Source organism: Citrobacter amalonaticus, from assembly GCF_037053465.1.
GTDB lineage: Bacteria > Pseudomonadota > Gammaproteobacteria > Enterobacterales > Enterobacteriaceae > Citrobacter_A > Citrobacter_A amalonaticus_H.
On sequence record NZ_JBALIF010000003.1, the window covers coordinates 116,488 to 133,064 of the forward strand.

General features: G+C 53.4%; 15 protein-coding genes. 1 reads left to right on the top strand and 14 read right to left on the bottom strand.

Annotation, left to right across the window (positions count from 1 at the left end; all coding sequences use genetic code 11):
• Positions 1-101: 101 nt before the first annotated feature.
• The 14 genes from cpsB to WB371_RS06200 form a co-directional block, all read right to left on the bottom strand.
• The gene (cpsB, locus tag WB371_RS06135; protein WP_336219215.1) at positions 102-1,538 is read right to left on the bottom strand and encodes a mannose-1-phosphate guanyltransferase; all 1,437 of its coding nucleotides are present in this window, start codon (positions 1,536-1,538) and stop codon (positions 102-104) included.
• Positions 1,539-1,541: 3 nt separating this feature from the next.
• Positions 1,542-2,765 (bottom strand): colanic acid biosynthesis fucosyltransferase WcaI, encoded by a 1,224-nt coding sequence (wcaI, locus tag WB371_RS06140; RefSeq protein WP_336219216.1) that lies wholly within the window; start codon positions 2,763-2,765, stop codon positions 1,542-1,544.
• Entirely contained in the window at positions 2,762-3,241 is a 480-nt protein-coding gene (locus tag WB371_RS06145; protein WP_336219217.1) for a GDP-mannose mannosyl hydrolase, read from the bottom strand. The genes wcaI and WB371_RS06145 overlap by 4 nt, the downstream gene beginning before the upstream one ends.
• Positions 3,242-3,243: 2 nt before the next feature.
• Positions 3,244-4,209, bottom strand: a complete 966-nt coding sequence (fcl, locus tag WB371_RS06150; RefSeq protein ID WP_336219218.1) for a GDP-L-fucose synthase — start codon at positions 4,207-4,209, stop codon at positions 3,244-3,246.
• Between the two features lie 2 nt (positions 4,210-4,211).
• A complete protein-coding gene (gene gmd / locus WB371_RS06155; RefSeq protein WP_336219219.1) occupies positions 4,212-5,333 on the bottom strand; it encodes a GDP-mannose 4,6-dehydratase in 1,122 nt (373 codons plus the stop codon).
• Between the two features lie 11 nt (positions 5,334-5,344).
• Positions 5,345-5,911: a colanic acid biosynthesis acetyltransferase WcaF gene (wcaF, locus tag WB371_RS06160; RefSeq protein ID WP_336219220.1), complete on the bottom strand. Its 567-nt coding sequence runs from the start codon at positions 5,909-5,911 to the stop codon at positions 5,345-5,347.
• Positions 5,912-5,927: 16 nt separating this feature from the next.
• Positions 5,928-6,674: a colanic acid biosynthesis glycosyltransferase WcaE gene (gene wcaE / locus WB371_RS06165; protein WP_336219221.1), complete on the bottom strand. Its 747-nt coding sequence runs from the start codon at positions 6,672-6,674 to the stop codon at positions 5,928-5,930.
• Positions 6,675-6,687: 13 nt separating this feature from the next.
• Entirely contained in the window at positions 6,688-7,908 is a 1,221-nt protein-coding gene (gene wcaD, locus WB371_RS06170) for a colanic acid polymerase WcaD (RefSeq protein ID WP_336219222.1), read from the bottom strand.
• Positions 7,883-9,100, bottom strand: coding sequence for a colanic acid biosynthesis glycosyltransferase WcaC (wcaC, locus tag WB371_RS06175; RefSeq protein ID WP_336219223.1), 1,218 nt, complete (start codon positions 9,098-9,100; stop codon positions 7,883-7,885). The genes wcaD and wcaC overlap by 26 nt, the downstream gene beginning before the upstream one ends.
• A complete protein-coding gene (gene wcaB, locus WB371_RS06180) occupies positions 9,097-9,585 on the bottom strand; it encodes a colanic acid biosynthesis acetyltransferase WcaB (protein ID WP_336219224.1) in 489 nt (162 codons plus the stop codon). Before wcaB ends, wcaC begins: the two co-directional genes overlap by 4 nt.
• A gap of 2 nt (positions 9,586-9,587) precedes the next feature.
• Complete coding sequence (wcaA, locus tag WB371_RS06185; RefSeq protein WP_336219225.1) at positions 9,588-10,430, bottom strand: colanic acid biosynthesis glycosyltransferase WcaA; 843 nt, start codon at positions 10,428-10,430, stop codon at positions 9,588-9,590.
• A gap of 134 nt (positions 10,431-10,564) precedes the next feature.
• On the bottom strand, positions 10,565-12,727 hold the full coding sequence (gene wzc / locus WB371_RS06190; RefSeq protein WP_336219226.1) for a tyrosine-protein kinase Wzc: 2,163 nt from the start codon (positions 12,725-12,727) through the stop codon (positions 10,565-10,567).
• Positions 12,727-13,173, bottom strand: coding sequence for a low molecular weight protein-tyrosine-phosphatase Wzb (gene wzb / locus WB371_RS06195; RefSeq protein ID WP_336219227.1), 447 nt, complete (start codon positions 13,171-13,173; stop codon positions 12,727-12,729). Before wzb ends, wzc begins: the two co-directional genes overlap by 1 nt.
• A gap of 5 nt (positions 13,174-13,178) precedes the next feature.
• Positions 13,179-14,315, bottom strand: a complete 1,137-nt coding sequence (locus WB371_RS06200) for a polysaccharide export protein (protein ID WP_336219228.1) — start codon at positions 14,313-14,315, stop codon at positions 13,179-13,181.
• Positions 14,316-14,989: 674 nt separating this feature from the next.
• On the opposite strand from WB371_RS06200, the gene WB371_RS06205 reads away from it, so the two are divergent.
• A complete protein-coding gene (locus tag WB371_RS06205) occupies positions 14,990-16,573 on the top strand; it encodes a TerC family protein (protein WP_336219229.1) in 1,584 nt (527 codons plus the stop codon).
• Positions 16,574-16,577: the final 4 nt, after the last annotated feature.

Sequence of the window (16,577 nt, forward strand, 5' to 3'; positions counted from 1 at the left end):
TTTTGTAAAGTAAATAACCATTAGCGCGATCCGTAGGCCGGATAAGCAACGCGCCATCCGGCATTCTTCGCCTGATGGCGACGCTGCGCGCCTTATCAGGCCTACACCCGGCCGTAGCGATCCGCAAACCGCACAACGTCATCCTCTTCGAGGTAAGAACCCGAGCGCACTTCAATCAGATCGAGGGGAATTTTTCCCGGGTTTTCCAGACAGTGGGTCGCCCCCAGCGGAATGTAGACAGACTCGTTTTCACCGAGCAGTTTGATATCACCGTTAATGGTGACTTTGGCCGTACCGGCCACCACCACCCAGTGTTCGGCGCGGTGGTGGTGCATCTGCACCGACAGCCCTTCTCCCGGCTTCACGGTGATGCGTTTGACCTGATAGCGATCGCCAGCGTCAATGGAGTCATATTTCCCCCACGGGCGGTACACTTCGCGGTGAATATGGTGCTCATGGCGGCCATCGGCTTTGATTTGTTCAACCACTTTTTTCACGTCCTGCACCGCGTTACGGTCAGCAATCAGCACCGCATCTTTGGTCTGCACCACCACCAGATCTTTCACCCCGACGGTGGTCACCAGACCCGATTCCGCATAGACGTAGCTGTTCTCGGTTTTATGGCTGATGACGTCGCCATGATGCACGTTTCCCTCGGCGGTATGGGCGCTGATCTCCCACAGCGACGACCAGGAGCCGACATCGCTCCAGCCTGCGTCCATTGGCATGACGACAGCGTCTGCGGTGCGTTCCATCACCGCGTAATCCACGGATTCTTCCGGACAGGCGAGGAATGCGACTTCATCCACGCGAATGAAATCCAGGTCCGGATCGACCACACTCATCGCCTTTTCACAGGCTTCAAGGATATCGGGACGGTATTTTTTAAGCTCTTCGAGATAACGTCCCGCCCGGAACAGGAACATCCCGCTGTTCCAGTAATAATCCCCACTGGCCACATACGCCTGCGCCGTTTCCAGATTCGGTTTTTCGACGAACTGCGCGACATCAAAGGCCACGGCGTCGTTGTCGCCGGGCGTCACATCACCGCGACGAATGTAGCCATAGCCGGTTTCCGGCAGATCCGGAACGATGCCAAACGTCACCAGCTTTCCGGCTTCGGCGTAAGGCATAGCGTTGCGAACCGCGTCGCGGAAAGCCTCTTCGTTGGCGATCACATGATCGGCTGCCAGCACCAGCATCAGCGGATCGCACTGTGGACTGTGACGTTTCGCCGCCAGCGCAGCCAGGGCAATTGCCGGCGCGGTATTACGTCCCGCCGGTTCGAGAATGATGTTCTCCGTCAGTTTATTCAGTTGACGAAGCTGCTCGGCGACAATGAAGCGGTGTTGCTCATTACAAATCACCACCGGACTTTCACACTCCACGCCGTTCAGACGACAAATGGTCGTTTGCAGCATGGTGAGATCGCCTTTCAGACACAGAAACTGCTTAGGATAAAGTACGCGGGAAAGCGGCCATAAGCGGCTACCGGAGCCACCCGCCATCACAACCGGATACAACGTGGTTTGACTCATGATTTATCCCCGTATATCTGCAATAAATTGACTCAGCACGTTCTCTTTATCGAGCGTGCGTTCGGCATATTCACGTGCCACCGTGTTCACTTTTGGCATGACAAGCGCCTGTTCAATGCCACAGACCAGCGCCGGGACCGATTCCGGCTCCACGCAAACCGCGATCCCCGGATAGCTGTCGCACAACTGGCCTAATTCAGTTTCGGCTTCTGCCGTAATCACCGCGTTACCACCCACGGCCAGAATATTGGTCAGCTTGGATGGCAGGACCGCATCCGCCGCGCCGCGCTTTTGCACCACCAAATGGCAGTCGCCCATTTTCAGTAGCGCAGGCAAGGCGTCGTAAGACTGAAGTGGGAAAAATCTCACGTTGGTCAGGCCGCGTTCGCTTGCCATCTTCTCCAGCCGGGCTTTGCCACCGCCTTGTCCGACGATGGCGAAAATCAGCGGCTGCGCCTGCAGTTGTTCCGCTGCGACAATCACATTTTCCAGCCCCTGCTTCTCACCAATATTGCCGGAGTAAAGAATGATTTTTTTGTCGTCCGGCAGGCCAAGCTGTTGGCGTAATGCGGTGACATCGTCATCGTTAACCTGCTGAAAACGCGCCACTTCCGACCAGTTCGGGAAGAAGATCACCTTCTCTGCCGGAACGCCTTTCTCCTGCGCTTTGTTCATCATTGAGCGCGAGATGGTGGAGACATAATCCACGTTATGCAGACCGCTGCGTTCAAAGGCGCTGGCAAGCTTCGCGACCTTACCGCCTTTACTTTTGCCCGCCATTCCGAGCCCCAGCATGGCGTCAACTTCATAATCCTGGATGTGCAGCAACGTGCGGGCACCGGAGAGTTTTGCCAGCATTCGCATCCCCGGCGTGCAAAACAGCGTTGGCACCACGCCAATAATGCGATCCGGCTTCCAGCGACGCTGCGCCATCAGCGGGAAAAAGCTGCTCAGGGCAAAGCTGCCCAGATGCAGTAAGCGCTTCAGGGTGGATGGCTGCTTCGGCACATACAGCGGGCAGCGCCAGACGGTGGCGTTCCCCTCTTCCCGACGGTAGCGCCAGGCGGAGTAACGCTCGCCCACTTTCCACTGCGGGTAGTACGGCGGCGCGGTGATAACCCGCACGTCATGTCCCTGGCGCGCCATCCACTCCACCATTTCGCCAGTGTATTTGCCGATACCAGTAAGCTCTGGCGAGTAGTTGATGCCATAAACGAGGATCTTCATAGCCCCGGCACCTTAGCCTGCTGTTGTGGCAAAAAATACGCGCGCGTGTTGTCGTGAACGTTGTCGCTCGCCAGCAGCGCCGCAGGCGTCAGCCAGCGATACGCATCGTGCTGCGCGTCAGGCAATTGCAGTTCGCTTTCCTGCACGCGCAGGCGAAAACCAAGCACGATGTAGTGGGTAGAGAAATCCTCACCGGAAAAGTTGTCGTCATAGAAGTGCTGCCAGACACCATAAAATTCCCCGGCAGAGAGCGGTAAACGGATACCCAGTTCGGCCTGGGTCAGGCGTTCGAAGGCCGCATGCAGCGCCTCATCTTTTTGCACCCGACCGCCAGGCACAAACCAGTAGCCCTGCGCCGGGCGGTTTAGCCGTTTACCGAGCAGAAATTCCTCCTGCGCGTTTTCCACCAACAAATCAATGGAAATCAGCGGCGTCGAGCGAACGACGGTGGCGAAATCTTCCTGACGTAAAAACATGCTTACCCCCGGAACCGATGCTGATTCTCAAGGAACCACTGGTAAGTGCTGGCAAGGCCCGCCTCCAGGGTTATCTCGTGATACCAGCCCAACTGGTGCAAACGCGTCACATCCAGCAGCTTGCGCGGCGCTCCATCCGGCTTTGTGGCATCGAACACCACGCGACCTTTGTAGCCCACCACCTGGGCGAGGGTTTGTGCCAGTTCGCGAATGGTGCAATCCACGCCCGTTCCGACGTTAATATGTGACAGCATAGGCTGGGTGTTTTCCCGCCAGACTTCACTGTCCATTTCCATTACATGAATGCTGGCCGCCGCCATGTCGTCGACGTGCAGGAATTCACGCATCGGCGTTCCACTGCCCCACACCACCACATCCGGCGCATTCTGCACGGTGGCTTCGTGAAAACGTCGCAGCAGCGCAGGGATCACGTGCGAGTTGCTGGGGTGAAAGTTATCGTGCGGTCCGTACAGGTTGGTCGGCATCACGGAGCGGTAGTCGCGACCATACTGGCGGTTATAGGACTCGCACAGTTTGATGCCGGCAATTTTGGCAATGGCGTACGGTTCGTTGGTCGGCTCAAGCGACCCCTGTAACAGTTCGCTTTCCGCCATCGGCTGTTTCGCCAGCTTCGGATAAATGCAGGAGGAGCCGAGGAACAGCAGCTTATTCACGTCGTGCAGATGCGCGGCGTGAATGATATTGCTCTCCATCATCATGTTTTCAAAGATGAAGTCTGCCGGGTACGTATTGTTGGCGATAATGCCGCCCACCTTCGCCGCCGCCAGATAAACCTGGTCGATGCGTTCCGTGGCAAAGAAATCCCGTACCGCTTTACTGTCCAGCAGGTTCAGCTCATCGCGGGTGCGCACGACCAGTTCCACATCACCGCGCTGTTCGAGCTGGCGGAGGATCGCGGAACCCACCATTCCGCGATGACCGGCAATAAAAATTCGTTGTTTGCTCATTCTCAGGACTCCAGCGCGATGGCGACCTCGTAGCCATGAGATTTCAGCAAGGAGTGTTTCTTCGCCGCTTCCAGATCTTTTGCCACCATCTCACAGACCATCTCCTGCAACGTAATTTCTGGTTTCCAGCCCAGCTTCTCATGCGCTTTGCTCGGGTCACCCAGCAGGGTTTCCACTTCCGCCGGACGGAAATAACGCGGGTCAACGGCGACAATAACGTCACCCGGTTTCACGCCCGGCGCATCATGACCGGTCACAGAAACCACAATGCCTTTCTCTTCCACACCTTCACCTTCAAAGCGCAGTTTGATCCCTAGTTGCGCGGCGGCCATTTCAACAAACTGGCGCACGGAGTACTGCACACCGGTGGCGATAACGAAATCTTCCGGCTGTTCCTGTTGCAGCATCATCCACTGCATTTTGACGTAATCTTTTGCATGGCCCCAGTCACGCAAAGAGTCCATGTTGCCGAGATACAGGCAGGATTCCAGGCCCTGTGCGATGTTGGCGATCGCGCGGGTGATTTTACGGGTGACGAAGGTTTCGCCTCGGCGCGGGGACTCGTGGTTGAACAGAATGCCGTTACAGGCATAGATGCCATAGGATTCGCGATAGTTGACGGTTATCCAGTACGCGTACAGCTTAGCGACAGCATATGGCGAGCGCGGGTAAAACGGCGTGGTCTCTTTCTGCGGGATTTCCTGCACCAGACCGTACAGTTCAGAGGTCGATGCCTGATAGAAGCGGGTTTTCTTCTCCAGCCCGAGGAAGCGAATCGCTTCCAGCAGGCGCAGTGTCCCCATGGCATCGACATCGGCGGTGTATTCCGGCGATTCGAAGGAAACGGCGACGTGGCTCATCGCGCCCAGGTTGTAGACCTCATCCGGCTGCACTTCCTGCAAAATACGGGTCAGGTTGGAGGAATCCGTCAGATCACCATAATGCAGATGGAATTTCGGGTTGCTTGCGTGCGGATCCTGATAGATGTGATCGACACGCTCGGTGTTAAATGATGATGCACGACGCTTGATACCATGAACTTCATACCCTTTTTCCAGCAGAAGTTCCGCCAGGTAAGAACCGTCTTGCCCGGTTACACCGGTGATGAGCGCGACTTTTGACATTGTATTACCTCTTAATTGATCCCATGAGGGTGTAACGTTGTAACGCGTTCACGCGTTGCCACTGCGGGATTGCCCCGGCAAATCGCGTTTGCCGGTAGCGACTTAAAAACACTGCTACGCGCACCGACCACGGTGCCATCGCCTATCGTGACGCCTGGCGCCACAAACACATCCGTTGCCAGCCAGCATTTCTCGCCAATCACAATCGGGCTGGCGTTAATATCGAAATGGGGACTGGTATGATCGTGACTACCGGTACACAAATAACTCTTTTGTGAAACCACCGCATGGGCGCCAATCGTAATATCGCCCAGCGTATATAAATTGACGTCATCGCCGACCCACGCATAATCCCCAATGGTTAATTTCCAGGGATAAGTAATTTTGACGGAAGGACGAATGACTACGTTTTTTCCTATTTTTGCGCCGAACAGACGGAGCAAAAAAGCGCGCCAGCGATATAACACCTGTGGCGACCAGGCAAATAATGTGGCCTGCACCGCCCACCACAATTGCACTTTAATTGCATTGCCGCCCCGGAACCCTTTCGGCACAGAGAAACCACTGAGATCCTGCATAATGAACTCTTATATTTCAGGCTTTGTTATATAAGGCTTTCGTTTTACCGGTTGTACGCAACCGTAATCGCTTCGATAATTCAGCTAAAAAACCTGGCATACGTAATATCTGACGCTGCACTTTTTTGGCGTCTTCGCATAATTCCAGATTATTCGTCGTTGACACGCCGCCCATGGAAAATTCAGAGACCAGACCGTCGAGTTTTTTGAAGTTATAACCTTCTTTATATAATCTGGCGGCCAGCGCATAATCGGATGAAACTTTATATTGCAGGTCATAGCGCCAGACTTTCAGACCCGCTACCGGGAAAAATATCGCCTGATGGCTGGCGGGCAGGCTGTGATAAATATACCAACCCGGCTTCGCGCGACGTTTTGTTTTATGACCATCGCCAAAATCAAGCAACGCATCGCCGGTAATCATAACGTCATCTTTTTGTGTCTGGAGTTGACGCACAAAGTGGGCTACATCCGGGTGGAACGTATCGCCGGAATTCAGAAACAGCGCGAACTTACCCTGGGCCAGAGCAATACCTTTATTCATCGCATCATAGATACCGTTATCCGGCTCGCTGATAAAGCGTAAGTTGTAGTTGCCACAAAGGTTTTCCAGAAATTCCCGCGTCCCGTCATGAGAGCCGCCATCCACGACGATCCATTCAAACTGGATATCGCTGGCTTTTGCCAGATGCACCAGCGACGCATGGGTTTTGACGATGCCGTCCAGGTTGCGAAACGCGACGGTAATAATACTGAGCAGCATAGGATTAACCTCATCATACTTTTGTAATATTCAGCGCCTTGCGCAAAATAAACGGACAAACGATTAAAAAGGCATATTCCGGGCTAAATATCGAACCGGTAAAAAACAATGATACCGGTGTAAAAAGATAGAGCTGCACCCGGAAATTCCGATTATCGCCAAACGCATTGAGCGTCATTTTTAAAACTTTCCCCATGTACCACAGTGTCATTAACACAGCGAACCAGGAAAAATAAATAATCAGCAGATACAAACCATTGTCTATTGTTTTCCCGACATCTGCACCGTTAAAGATTCCGAATGATGCAACATATTCATAAAGTGAGCCGAATCTGACTACGCCATCAATATGGGTCAAAGAATAACCGACCATCACTAACGGACCGACAATGCGATAATAAGAAGACGACCCTTCCGTCCCCAAATCTCCCAGACGCGTAGAAATATACGGAAAGGCAAATATCACCCCCACTAAAAACACGGCTAATGAGATTATCGCCAGAGGCAGTTTTTTCTTTATCGCATCCTTATTCAGATACTGAAAAGCCCATTCCAGCAGGTAAAACAAGATAAATGTCATTACCCCTGAAAACGATCCTGATAATATTATTCCTGCCAGAATCATAGCATCGGTTTTAGGCGTTTTGATACCAAACTGTTTGATACTGAGCCAAATTGAGATTAACGCCAGAGCAAAAAATGCCGGTTCAAAATAGAGCGCGGTGGTTCGCTTTCCGCCAAACTTAATAAAGTTCAGAACATAGCTGTTACTGTAAATAAGATACTTCGAAATTGCTTCCATCAGGCTACTGCCGCCGGTCAGGATAATTTGCGCCATTTCCACCGCCGCCAGCATGACGACCAGCGCGACCACCAGATAGAAAAAACGCAGAATTTTACGGTAGTTATGCGGCGAAATGGTTTTAAAGCGAATGCTCCAGACCATACCAATGATGATCACGATATAGACAAACAGCATCGTCGATGTGACGTACTTGCTGGCATCCAGCGACTGGCCGAACAGCCAGTTAAATGCCGTTAATCCCGCCCCAATTCCTAAGGCAATCATCAGTTTTTTAATGCTGATGCGCTCGACATACAGCAACAGCAGCACCGGCAGAAAAGTGACAATGGTAATGGGGAAGCTTTCGCCCAGTTGGGCAATTTTAACGTTGACCAGCAGATAAATAAGCGGCAGCAGCAGATAGCTACAGATTCTGATAGAACGAGACATATTCCTCCAGCATCTGTTGACCACTGTATGCCGCACGGCTGCGGGCGTGAAATTCGCTGAGCGACGTGCCAAAAACGGCCTGTGCGATCCCGGCTTTGCGCATTTGCACCAGTTGCAGCACCTCGTGCGCCGCGAATGTTTTTCCGCCTGACTTGCGCAGCACTTCCTGCGCCGCCTCGCTGTGGGTGGCAATGACGGGCACGCCGATCGACAACGCTTCGCATAAGATCAGCGGGTAGTTGTCGACGCGGGAACTGAACACCAGCGCGTCCATCTCATTGAGCGCGCTCATCAGCCTGGCTTTGTCGGTTTCGAAGCCGTGATTCACTACATTGGCCCCGTTAAACGGCGAAAACTTGCCGAAGGTATGCAACTCAATCCTGTCGCCCAGCGCCATCATGTCGTGAACCAGATGCTGGTTGGTTTTCCCGTCGTAACGCAGATCGTGCGCAACAATCGCTATTTTCGGTTTACCCTGGGTTTCACTGACAGGCGACAACGCCGAGAGAATCGCTTCGGTCGCCATGTCGATACCGTTATTAATAATGTGACAGCGTCCTGGCCCGTAAAGGCTGTTGAACGCATCGGCGACATGTTGACTTGGCGAGATAAACTGGCAGCCCAGCGCCAGCATCTGGCGAAATAACTGCCGCTTACCGCTCACCAGTTGATGCGCACGGTCGATTTTGACTGGCGGGTAATTCTCCAGCGTCGGGCATTTCTGGCAGCCGGATTTCCACCCCTCGCAGCCATCGGTAAACGCACAGCGCCCGGTGACGCTCCAGTGATCGTGCAGCGTCCATACCAGCGTCACATCCGGTTTGTGATTTTTCACTTTTTCACAAAACGCCACCACATCAGCCAGATTGAGCCAATAGCTGTGCAGGACATGAAAGTGCAGCACCAGCGGGCCAGGCGTGCGCGTAACCGTCCGGTACAGATTATTCAGGTTGCCAAACAGGTCGCGGTTAAACAGGCGGAACAGCGCGATGTTCGCCACCGACATCAGGCGCGGTGTCTGTTTGTAAACGTGCGGATACTGGCTATGGCTGACGCTTTTCTTTCCTCCCTTGCCGTAGCCGTAAATGAATTGCGAAGAGAGCCCTTTTTGCAGTGCGCGCTGATGCAGATCCAATGCCACTCCAGCCGCGCCGCCTTCCGCCAGTCGCACATTAAATTGCAGAATGTTCATTTGATTACCTTAACCCGGGCCTTCTCGCCCACCACCAGCGCGTTGTCCGGAACGCTGTCCAGAACCACGCTCCCCGCGCCAATGGTGACGTTATTTCCGATGGTGATATCACCGAGAACCACCACGTTGCAGCCCAGCGCTACGCCATTGCCAATGACCGGGCAGGCCAGACTGTCCGTTCCGCGATTCCCTAGCGTGACGCCGTGACGAATGGTGAAATCGTCACCCGCCACTACGTTTTTGTTAATCACCACGGCATAACCGTGATGAATGGTGAAGCGTCGGCCAATGGTCGCCGCCGCCTGAATTTCATAACCAAACAGGCATTCCGTGATAACGCGATACAGCACCAGCACCGGCGCGGCCCAGAGATTATTGAGCACGTTTTTTTTACGCCATACCGAGCAAAAATGGGCCACCCGATAGGCCAGCACCATGCAGCAGGGACGCAGGCTCCAGCTATTCGCGCGAATATCTTCCAGCATCCTTAACGTCCCCGCAGCCCGTCCGCCAGACGTTTGCCGTTGCGTAACGAAAAGAGCGTCAGCAAAGTGCGCCAGGTCATGCGTTTATTGCGGATCTGGTAGAGCGTGAACAACTGATACTTCTTGCTCGCGCGATCGAATTTGTCCTTGTGTTTGCGGTAGAAGTGGAAGTAACCGGAGAATTTTTTCGGTGACGAGGTGATCTGCATTTCGCCATGATTGATGTGCAGGATTTGTGTAGCCTCTTCCACCTTCCACGGTTCACCGTACTCCACCACCATCCGCAGGAAGATGTCGTAATCCTGTGCGGCTTTCAGTTCGGTATCGAACAGGCACTCTTTGAAACGCCAGGCCCAGGTAAACACCTGATTACCAATGATGTTGCGTTTATAGAACAGACGGCGCGAGTAAGGCGATTTGGGATACAGCGGCAGACTGGCAGGCTGTGAATACACTTCCCCTTCGCAGACATAGTCATTGGCGTACAAAAACGCATGGGTGAACAGTTGATGCTTATGGGCCAGAAACACGCTCAGGCGGTTTGGCGTCCACTCATCGTCATCATCAATCCCGGTGATGTACTGCCCTTTCGCCTGCACAATCGCCTGGTTACGCACCGCACAAGCGCCAGCGTTGATTGCATTGTGCGTGTAGCGCACGCGTGGATCGTTCAGCCCCTCCACAAACTGCTGTAGCTGCTCATAAGAGGAGGAACAATCATCGACGATGATCATCTCCCAGTGAGGGTAATCCTGGCGCAGCACCGATTTAATCGCCCGAATGGCGAGCTGCTGCCGGTTCCAGGTTGGCATATAAATGGAAATCAATGGTTTGTCTGTTTTCATCTTCATTTCCCAGGAAGTCTTGCCAGTGGCCCAACGTGTAGGCCGGATAAGGCGTTTACGCCGTCATCCGGCAGCTATGCCTGATGACGCTTTGCTTATCAGGCCTACTCAATGAGCAGGCCACTCACGGTTTATTATTTTGTGTCTGACTTATATTCGTACTCGTAGTACCCGTAATCCTGGTAACCGGTCGCACGACGGAAGATGGAGTTGAGGATCACCCCTTTCACATGAATGCCGTTTTGCTCAAAGCGGCCAAGGCTGGTTTCCACCTCTTTCAGGGTGTTGACAGCATAGCGAGCAACCATCAGCGTGGTTCCCGCATGACGCCCGACAATCGCGGCATCGGTCACCGCCAGAATCGGCGGCGTATCGATCAGTACCAGATCGTAGTGGCTGCTCGCCCAACGCATCAGTTCGCCAAAACGCTCGCTCATTAACAGTTCAGAGGGATTCGGCGGCACCTGACCGCGCGGGACGAGATCAAAGTTTGCAATCGACGTCGGTTTCGCGCAGGTTTCGATGTCCCCTTTGCCGCTCAGAATCTCAGAAAGGCCGTTGACGTTATTGGTGCCGAGGAGTTCATGGGTGTAGCCTTTGCGCATATCACAGTCGATCAGCAGTACACGTTTGTTAGTCTGGCTGATGACCGCCGCCAGGTTGGCGCAGACAAACGTTTTACCGATCGACGGGCTGACCCCGGTAAGCATCAGTACGTTGTTTTGCGCCTGCATCATGGCGAAGTGGAGACTAGTACGCAGGCTGCGCACCGCTTCAATCGCCAGATCGGTCGGGTTCCCCACCGCCAGCAGTTGGCTCTGCTTGTAACGTTTAACGCCTTTAATGGTCTTGACGCTATCCCGCGACTTCTGCCATTCCGACAACGGAATGCTGGCGTAGACGCTGATGCCATTCTCTTCCAGTACCTGCGGGCTTTCGATCCCACGGTTGAGCAGTGAACGCAGCAGCACGCCAACGATGGAGACCATCAGGCCGAGAATGATGCTGCCGAGAATAATCAGCGCTTTTTTCGGCTTCAGCACGCCGGGCTGGGCAATAGCCGGGTCGACGATACGGACGTCACCCACGGTGCTGGCCTCGGTGATCTTCAGCTCCTGCTGTTTGTTCAACAACTGCATGTAAACCTGCTGGCCGGATTCAACGTCACGCGTCAGGCGCACGATCTCCTGCTGCGTTTTCGGCATTGCCGTCACGCGTCCGTTCAGTTTGGCCTTTTCATCTTCCAGCGCCTGACGCTTTTCCAGCAGCGTGCGGTACGCCGGGTGCGCTTTGGTGAAGAGTTTCGAGATTTCCGCTTCTTTAAAGGTCAACTCATTAAGCTGCGCGTCGATGTTTACCATTGAGTCCAGCACCGCTTTGGCTTCCAGCGGCAGATCAACGGAGTCTTTATCCTGGCGAAACGCGTTCAGTTTGTTCTCCGCCACGTCCAGGCGGTTTCGCACCTCTGGCAGTTGCTTTGCGAGGAAGGCCAGGCTTTTCGCCGCCTCTTCCGATTTACGCTCAACGTTCTGCTCCAGATAGTTGCGGGTGATGCTGTTGAGAATGTCACGGATTTGATCGCGGTCTTCACCGGTAAAGCTCAGGCTCAGTACGCCGGTATCTTTCCCGTTTTCCGTCACCGTCAGGTTGTTCTGCAGGTTGTTGATCATCCCCAGCGTGGAGAATTTGGTGACGGTAAATTCGGTCTCCGGACGTGCGTGAATCGCGCTAACCACCATGGTGATCCCGTCTTTATTCAGCGTCTGCCCCACCTGCCCACGCGCGCTAAAACCGCCGTCGCTGTTCAGTTCATAGCGTTTATCGCTCAGTACCTTTAGCGTGAAGGTTTGTTCGTTCATGCCCTTTGGCAACGTAAAGGTGGTGACTTTCACCGATTCGTTCTGACGGCCCATCAGCCGCTCCCAGCCGGCACCGAACAGCGGAAAGGTGTTTTTGCTGACCGAGATATCCAGGTCGAGATCGTCCACCGTTTTGCCTAACACCAGACGGGACTGAATCAACTGAATTTCCGCTTCTGAGGCGGGCGGTTTGTTGGATAACGCGGAGCCGATATCCTGCACCAGCGAGTTGCCGGAGTTTTGCTCAATCTGCACCAGCGCATCGGCACTGTAGATGGGGGTCGCGAAGAACGTATAAATCACCGCGCAAAGTGCAAAGACTGCGGTAATGCCCAGCACCCACCAGCGTGCCTCAATAACGGTTCCCACCAGACGGCCGATATCGATTTCATCGTTGCCGGTTACCGGAGCGGCAGACTGTTTTACTTTTTCTGTCATTATTTTACCTGCTCTGCGTTCAATGCCTGCGCCCACTGGCGAGCAGACCGTTCAAGTAATGCGTACACCGCTTCAAACGCCTCGCGACTTTTACGATACGGATCGGGAATTTCGCGCTCATTGTCCCAGTGACCGAACAGCATGACTTTGCCGCGCATCTCCGGGGCCAGTTCGTGCAGCGAGGCAATGTGCCTTTTTTCCATCGCCAGAATCAGGTCATAGCCACGACACAGGCGTCCGGTAACCTGACGCGCGCTGTGCCCTTCCAGAGAGAGCTGATGGTCCGCCGCGACGCTCATCGCCGCCACATCAGCGCCTTTTCCGACCAGCGCCCCCAGACCTGCGGATTCCACGGTCAGTTGCGGGTGATACTGTCTGAGCAGACGCTCAGCCGTTGGGGAACGGCAAATGTTCCCCACGCAAACCACTAATATTTTGTTAAACATGACGGTTACCAGTTATGAATGTCGCTGGCCGTATCCGTCATGTAACGGACACCGCTGATGGTCGGCAGCAACTGATTGATCAGACGGTTCCAGCGCGCAACCGGTGCGGTGGTGACATACACCACGTCATACGGTTGCAGGCGGAATTCCGTCGCCATGACCAGCGAGGTCGCATCGGACATATCGAGCTGATAAATGTTGGCAATTTTGCCCCCCGGACCTTTGCCTTTCAGCGGACGGATAACAAAGATGCCGCTGGCGTTGGAGGTGGTCAGGTCGATACCTTCGGCGTTGCCAAGCGCTTCGGTCAGCGTCATGCCGCTGAAGTCCATCTTGAGGGTGCTCTGTTTTTTCACTTCACCCATCACAAAGACTTTCAGATCGTCATTACGCGGCACATAGAGAATGTCGCCCGGATAGAGCAGACGGTTCTGGCTCAGATCGCCATTTTGCATCAGCGCCTGTAGGGAAATGCGTTGTTCTTTGCCGTTGTGAGTCAACACGACGTTGCGCCAGTCCGCCATTTCCGTCAGGCCGCCCGCGGCGTTAATCGCATCGAGAACGGTCAGCGGAACGTTGGTGATCGCCTGCTGGCCCGATTTATTCACCTGCCCGGAGATATAGGCTTTTTGCGATCGGAAAGCGGCGATATTAACGTCCACCTGCGGGTCAGCGATGTACTTCGCTAAGCGCCCGGTAATATCACTGCGGATTTCTGCCAGCGTTTTGCCAACCACGCTGACCTTGCCAATGTAGGGGTAGAACATGGTGCCGTCCGGCTGCACCCAGTTGCCGGTATCGCTGGAGCTACGGTATTGCCCCGCAGGGGTGGTGAGTTCAGGGTGATCCCAGACGGTGACGTTGAGCACATCGCCGGGTCCCACACGGTATTGGTAGCTGGCGAGTTCCTGATCCAGCGACATATTCGGCTGGGCGACGTTCGGACGGGGACGTAATTGCTCAACCAGTCGTGGTGTAAGGGGATACACATTCACCATCCGGTCAAGATCAAAATCGGCGTCCTGCTGTTTAATCACGTCTTTACCCATCGTCGACATATTGCTGCCCGGAAGTACTGTGCAACCGCTTATCAGGGTCACTGACACCAATAATGGCATCAATTTCATTTTGGATTTCATCATTGATTATTTATCACTTTGGCAGAGTAATTATCCTGTGCAATTTAAATAGCAACTTCACCGTACACATTTACATTGCAGCTAATTGAAAAGAAATTTAACTGGCATCAGTCCTAAAAAATTTGAATTCATCCGTAAGCTATTGACAGAATATTGCAAACTCATCCTCAGGCGTCAGGCACGCTACCGCCCCTGGCTTTTTAGCTACCAATACACTGATTAGATTAGATTTTATAAACTTCCCCTTTCTCTTATTAACATAAAAGAGAAACAGGCAAAGTATTATGAGTGTCGGTCATTAATGAATTCAGATACCACGCGATAATATTTTCTCGCCTATCATTAACGCTGGAAGAATTGTTACAGCTAACGTAATAGCAGGCAAGGTAACATACCTGCTATTCGCTGTTTTTAAGATTAATATTAAGCGAAATAAACACCTGATTTTCGGAATTGCTTGATGTTGACAATATCTATTTATTTGTCCCACCCTGCGATATTTCTTAAATATATTCCGCAGAATGAAATCATTCCCTGTAGTAACTTTATGGTCATTATCAGTGCAATTACCCGGGATTAATACGTGATAAATCTCTTCTCGCCATTGCAATTTACGCCAGCTTTATCCATGATCGAATTGTGACAATTGTCATATAACGAAAGGTATTACGTTTACTATGGAATGGATTGCCGATCCGTCAATCTGGGCCGGACTCATCACGCTGGTGGTGATCGAACTGGTCCTCGGCATTGATAACCTGGTCTTTATTGCCATCCTCGCCGAAAAACTCCCCCCTGCGCAACGCGACCGCGCACGCGTAACCGGGCTGATTCTGGCAATGTTGATGCGTCTGCTGCTGCTGGCGTCTATCTCGTGGCTGGTCACCCTGACGAAGCCGCTGTTTAGCGTGCAGAGCCTGAGCTTCAGCGCCCGCGATTTGATTATGCTGTTTGGTGGTTTCTTCTTACTCTTCAAAGCCACCATGGAGCTAAACGAACGGCTCGAAGGGAAAGACAGCGACAACCCCACTCAGCGTAAAGGTGCCAAATTCTGGGGCGTGGTGGCGCAGATTGTGGTACTGGACGCCATATTCTCGCTCGACTCGGTGATCACCGCTGTCGGTATGGTTGACCACCTGGCGGTGATGATGGCGGCGGTAATTATTGCCATCAGTCTGATGCTGCTGGCGAGCAAATCGCTCACCCGCTTTGTGAACAGCCACCCGACGATTGTGATCCTCTGCCTCAGCTTCCTGTTAATGATCGGGTTCAGTCTGGTGGCGGAAGGGTTTGGCTTCCATATCCCGAAAGGGTATCTGTATGCCGCGATTGGCTTCTCGGTGATGATCGAGGCGCTGAACCAGTTGGCTATCTTCAATCGTCGCCGCTTCCTGTCGGCTAACCACACGCTGCGTCAGCGCACAACTGAAGCGGTAATGCGCCTGTTGAGCGGGCAAAAAGAGGACGCGGAGCTGGATGCGGAGACGGCCTCTATGTTGGTTGACCACGACGACAGCCAGATCTTCAACCCGCAAGAGCGTCGAATGATTGAGCGCGTGCTCAACCTCAACCAGCGCACCGTCAGCAGTATTATGACCTCGCGCCATGATATTGAGCATATCGATCTCACCGCGCCGGAAGAGGAGATCCGCGCGCTGCTGGAGAAAAACCAGCATACGCGTCTGGTCGTGACCGGTGGGCACGATGAAGAAGATCTGCTGGGCGTCGTTCACGTCATTGATTTGCTACAGCAGTCGCTGCGCGGAGAACCGCTTGACCTGCGCGTGTTGATTCGCCAGCCGCTGGTGTTCCCGGAGACGCTGCCGCTGCTGCCGGCGCTGGAGCAGTTCCGCAACGCGAGAACGCACTTTGCCTTTGTGGTCGATGAGTTTGGCTCTGTCGAAGGGATTGTGACACTCAGTGATGTCACCGAAACCATCGCCGGTAATTTGCCCAATGAGGCGGAGGAGATCGACGCCCGTCATGATATTCAGAAAAATGCGGACGGCTCCTGGACGGCAAACGGTCATATGCCGCTGGAGGATCTGGTGCAGTATGTCCCGCTGCCGCTTGATGAAAAACGGGAGTATCACACCATTGCTGGTCTGCTGATGGAATATCTACAACGTATCCCGAAACAGGGTGAGGAAGTTCAGGTGGGGGATTTCCTGCTGAAAACATTGCAGGTAGAAAGCCATCGCGTACAAAAAGTGCAAATTATCCCTTTGCATAACGACGACGAGATGGATTACGAAGTATAAAGAA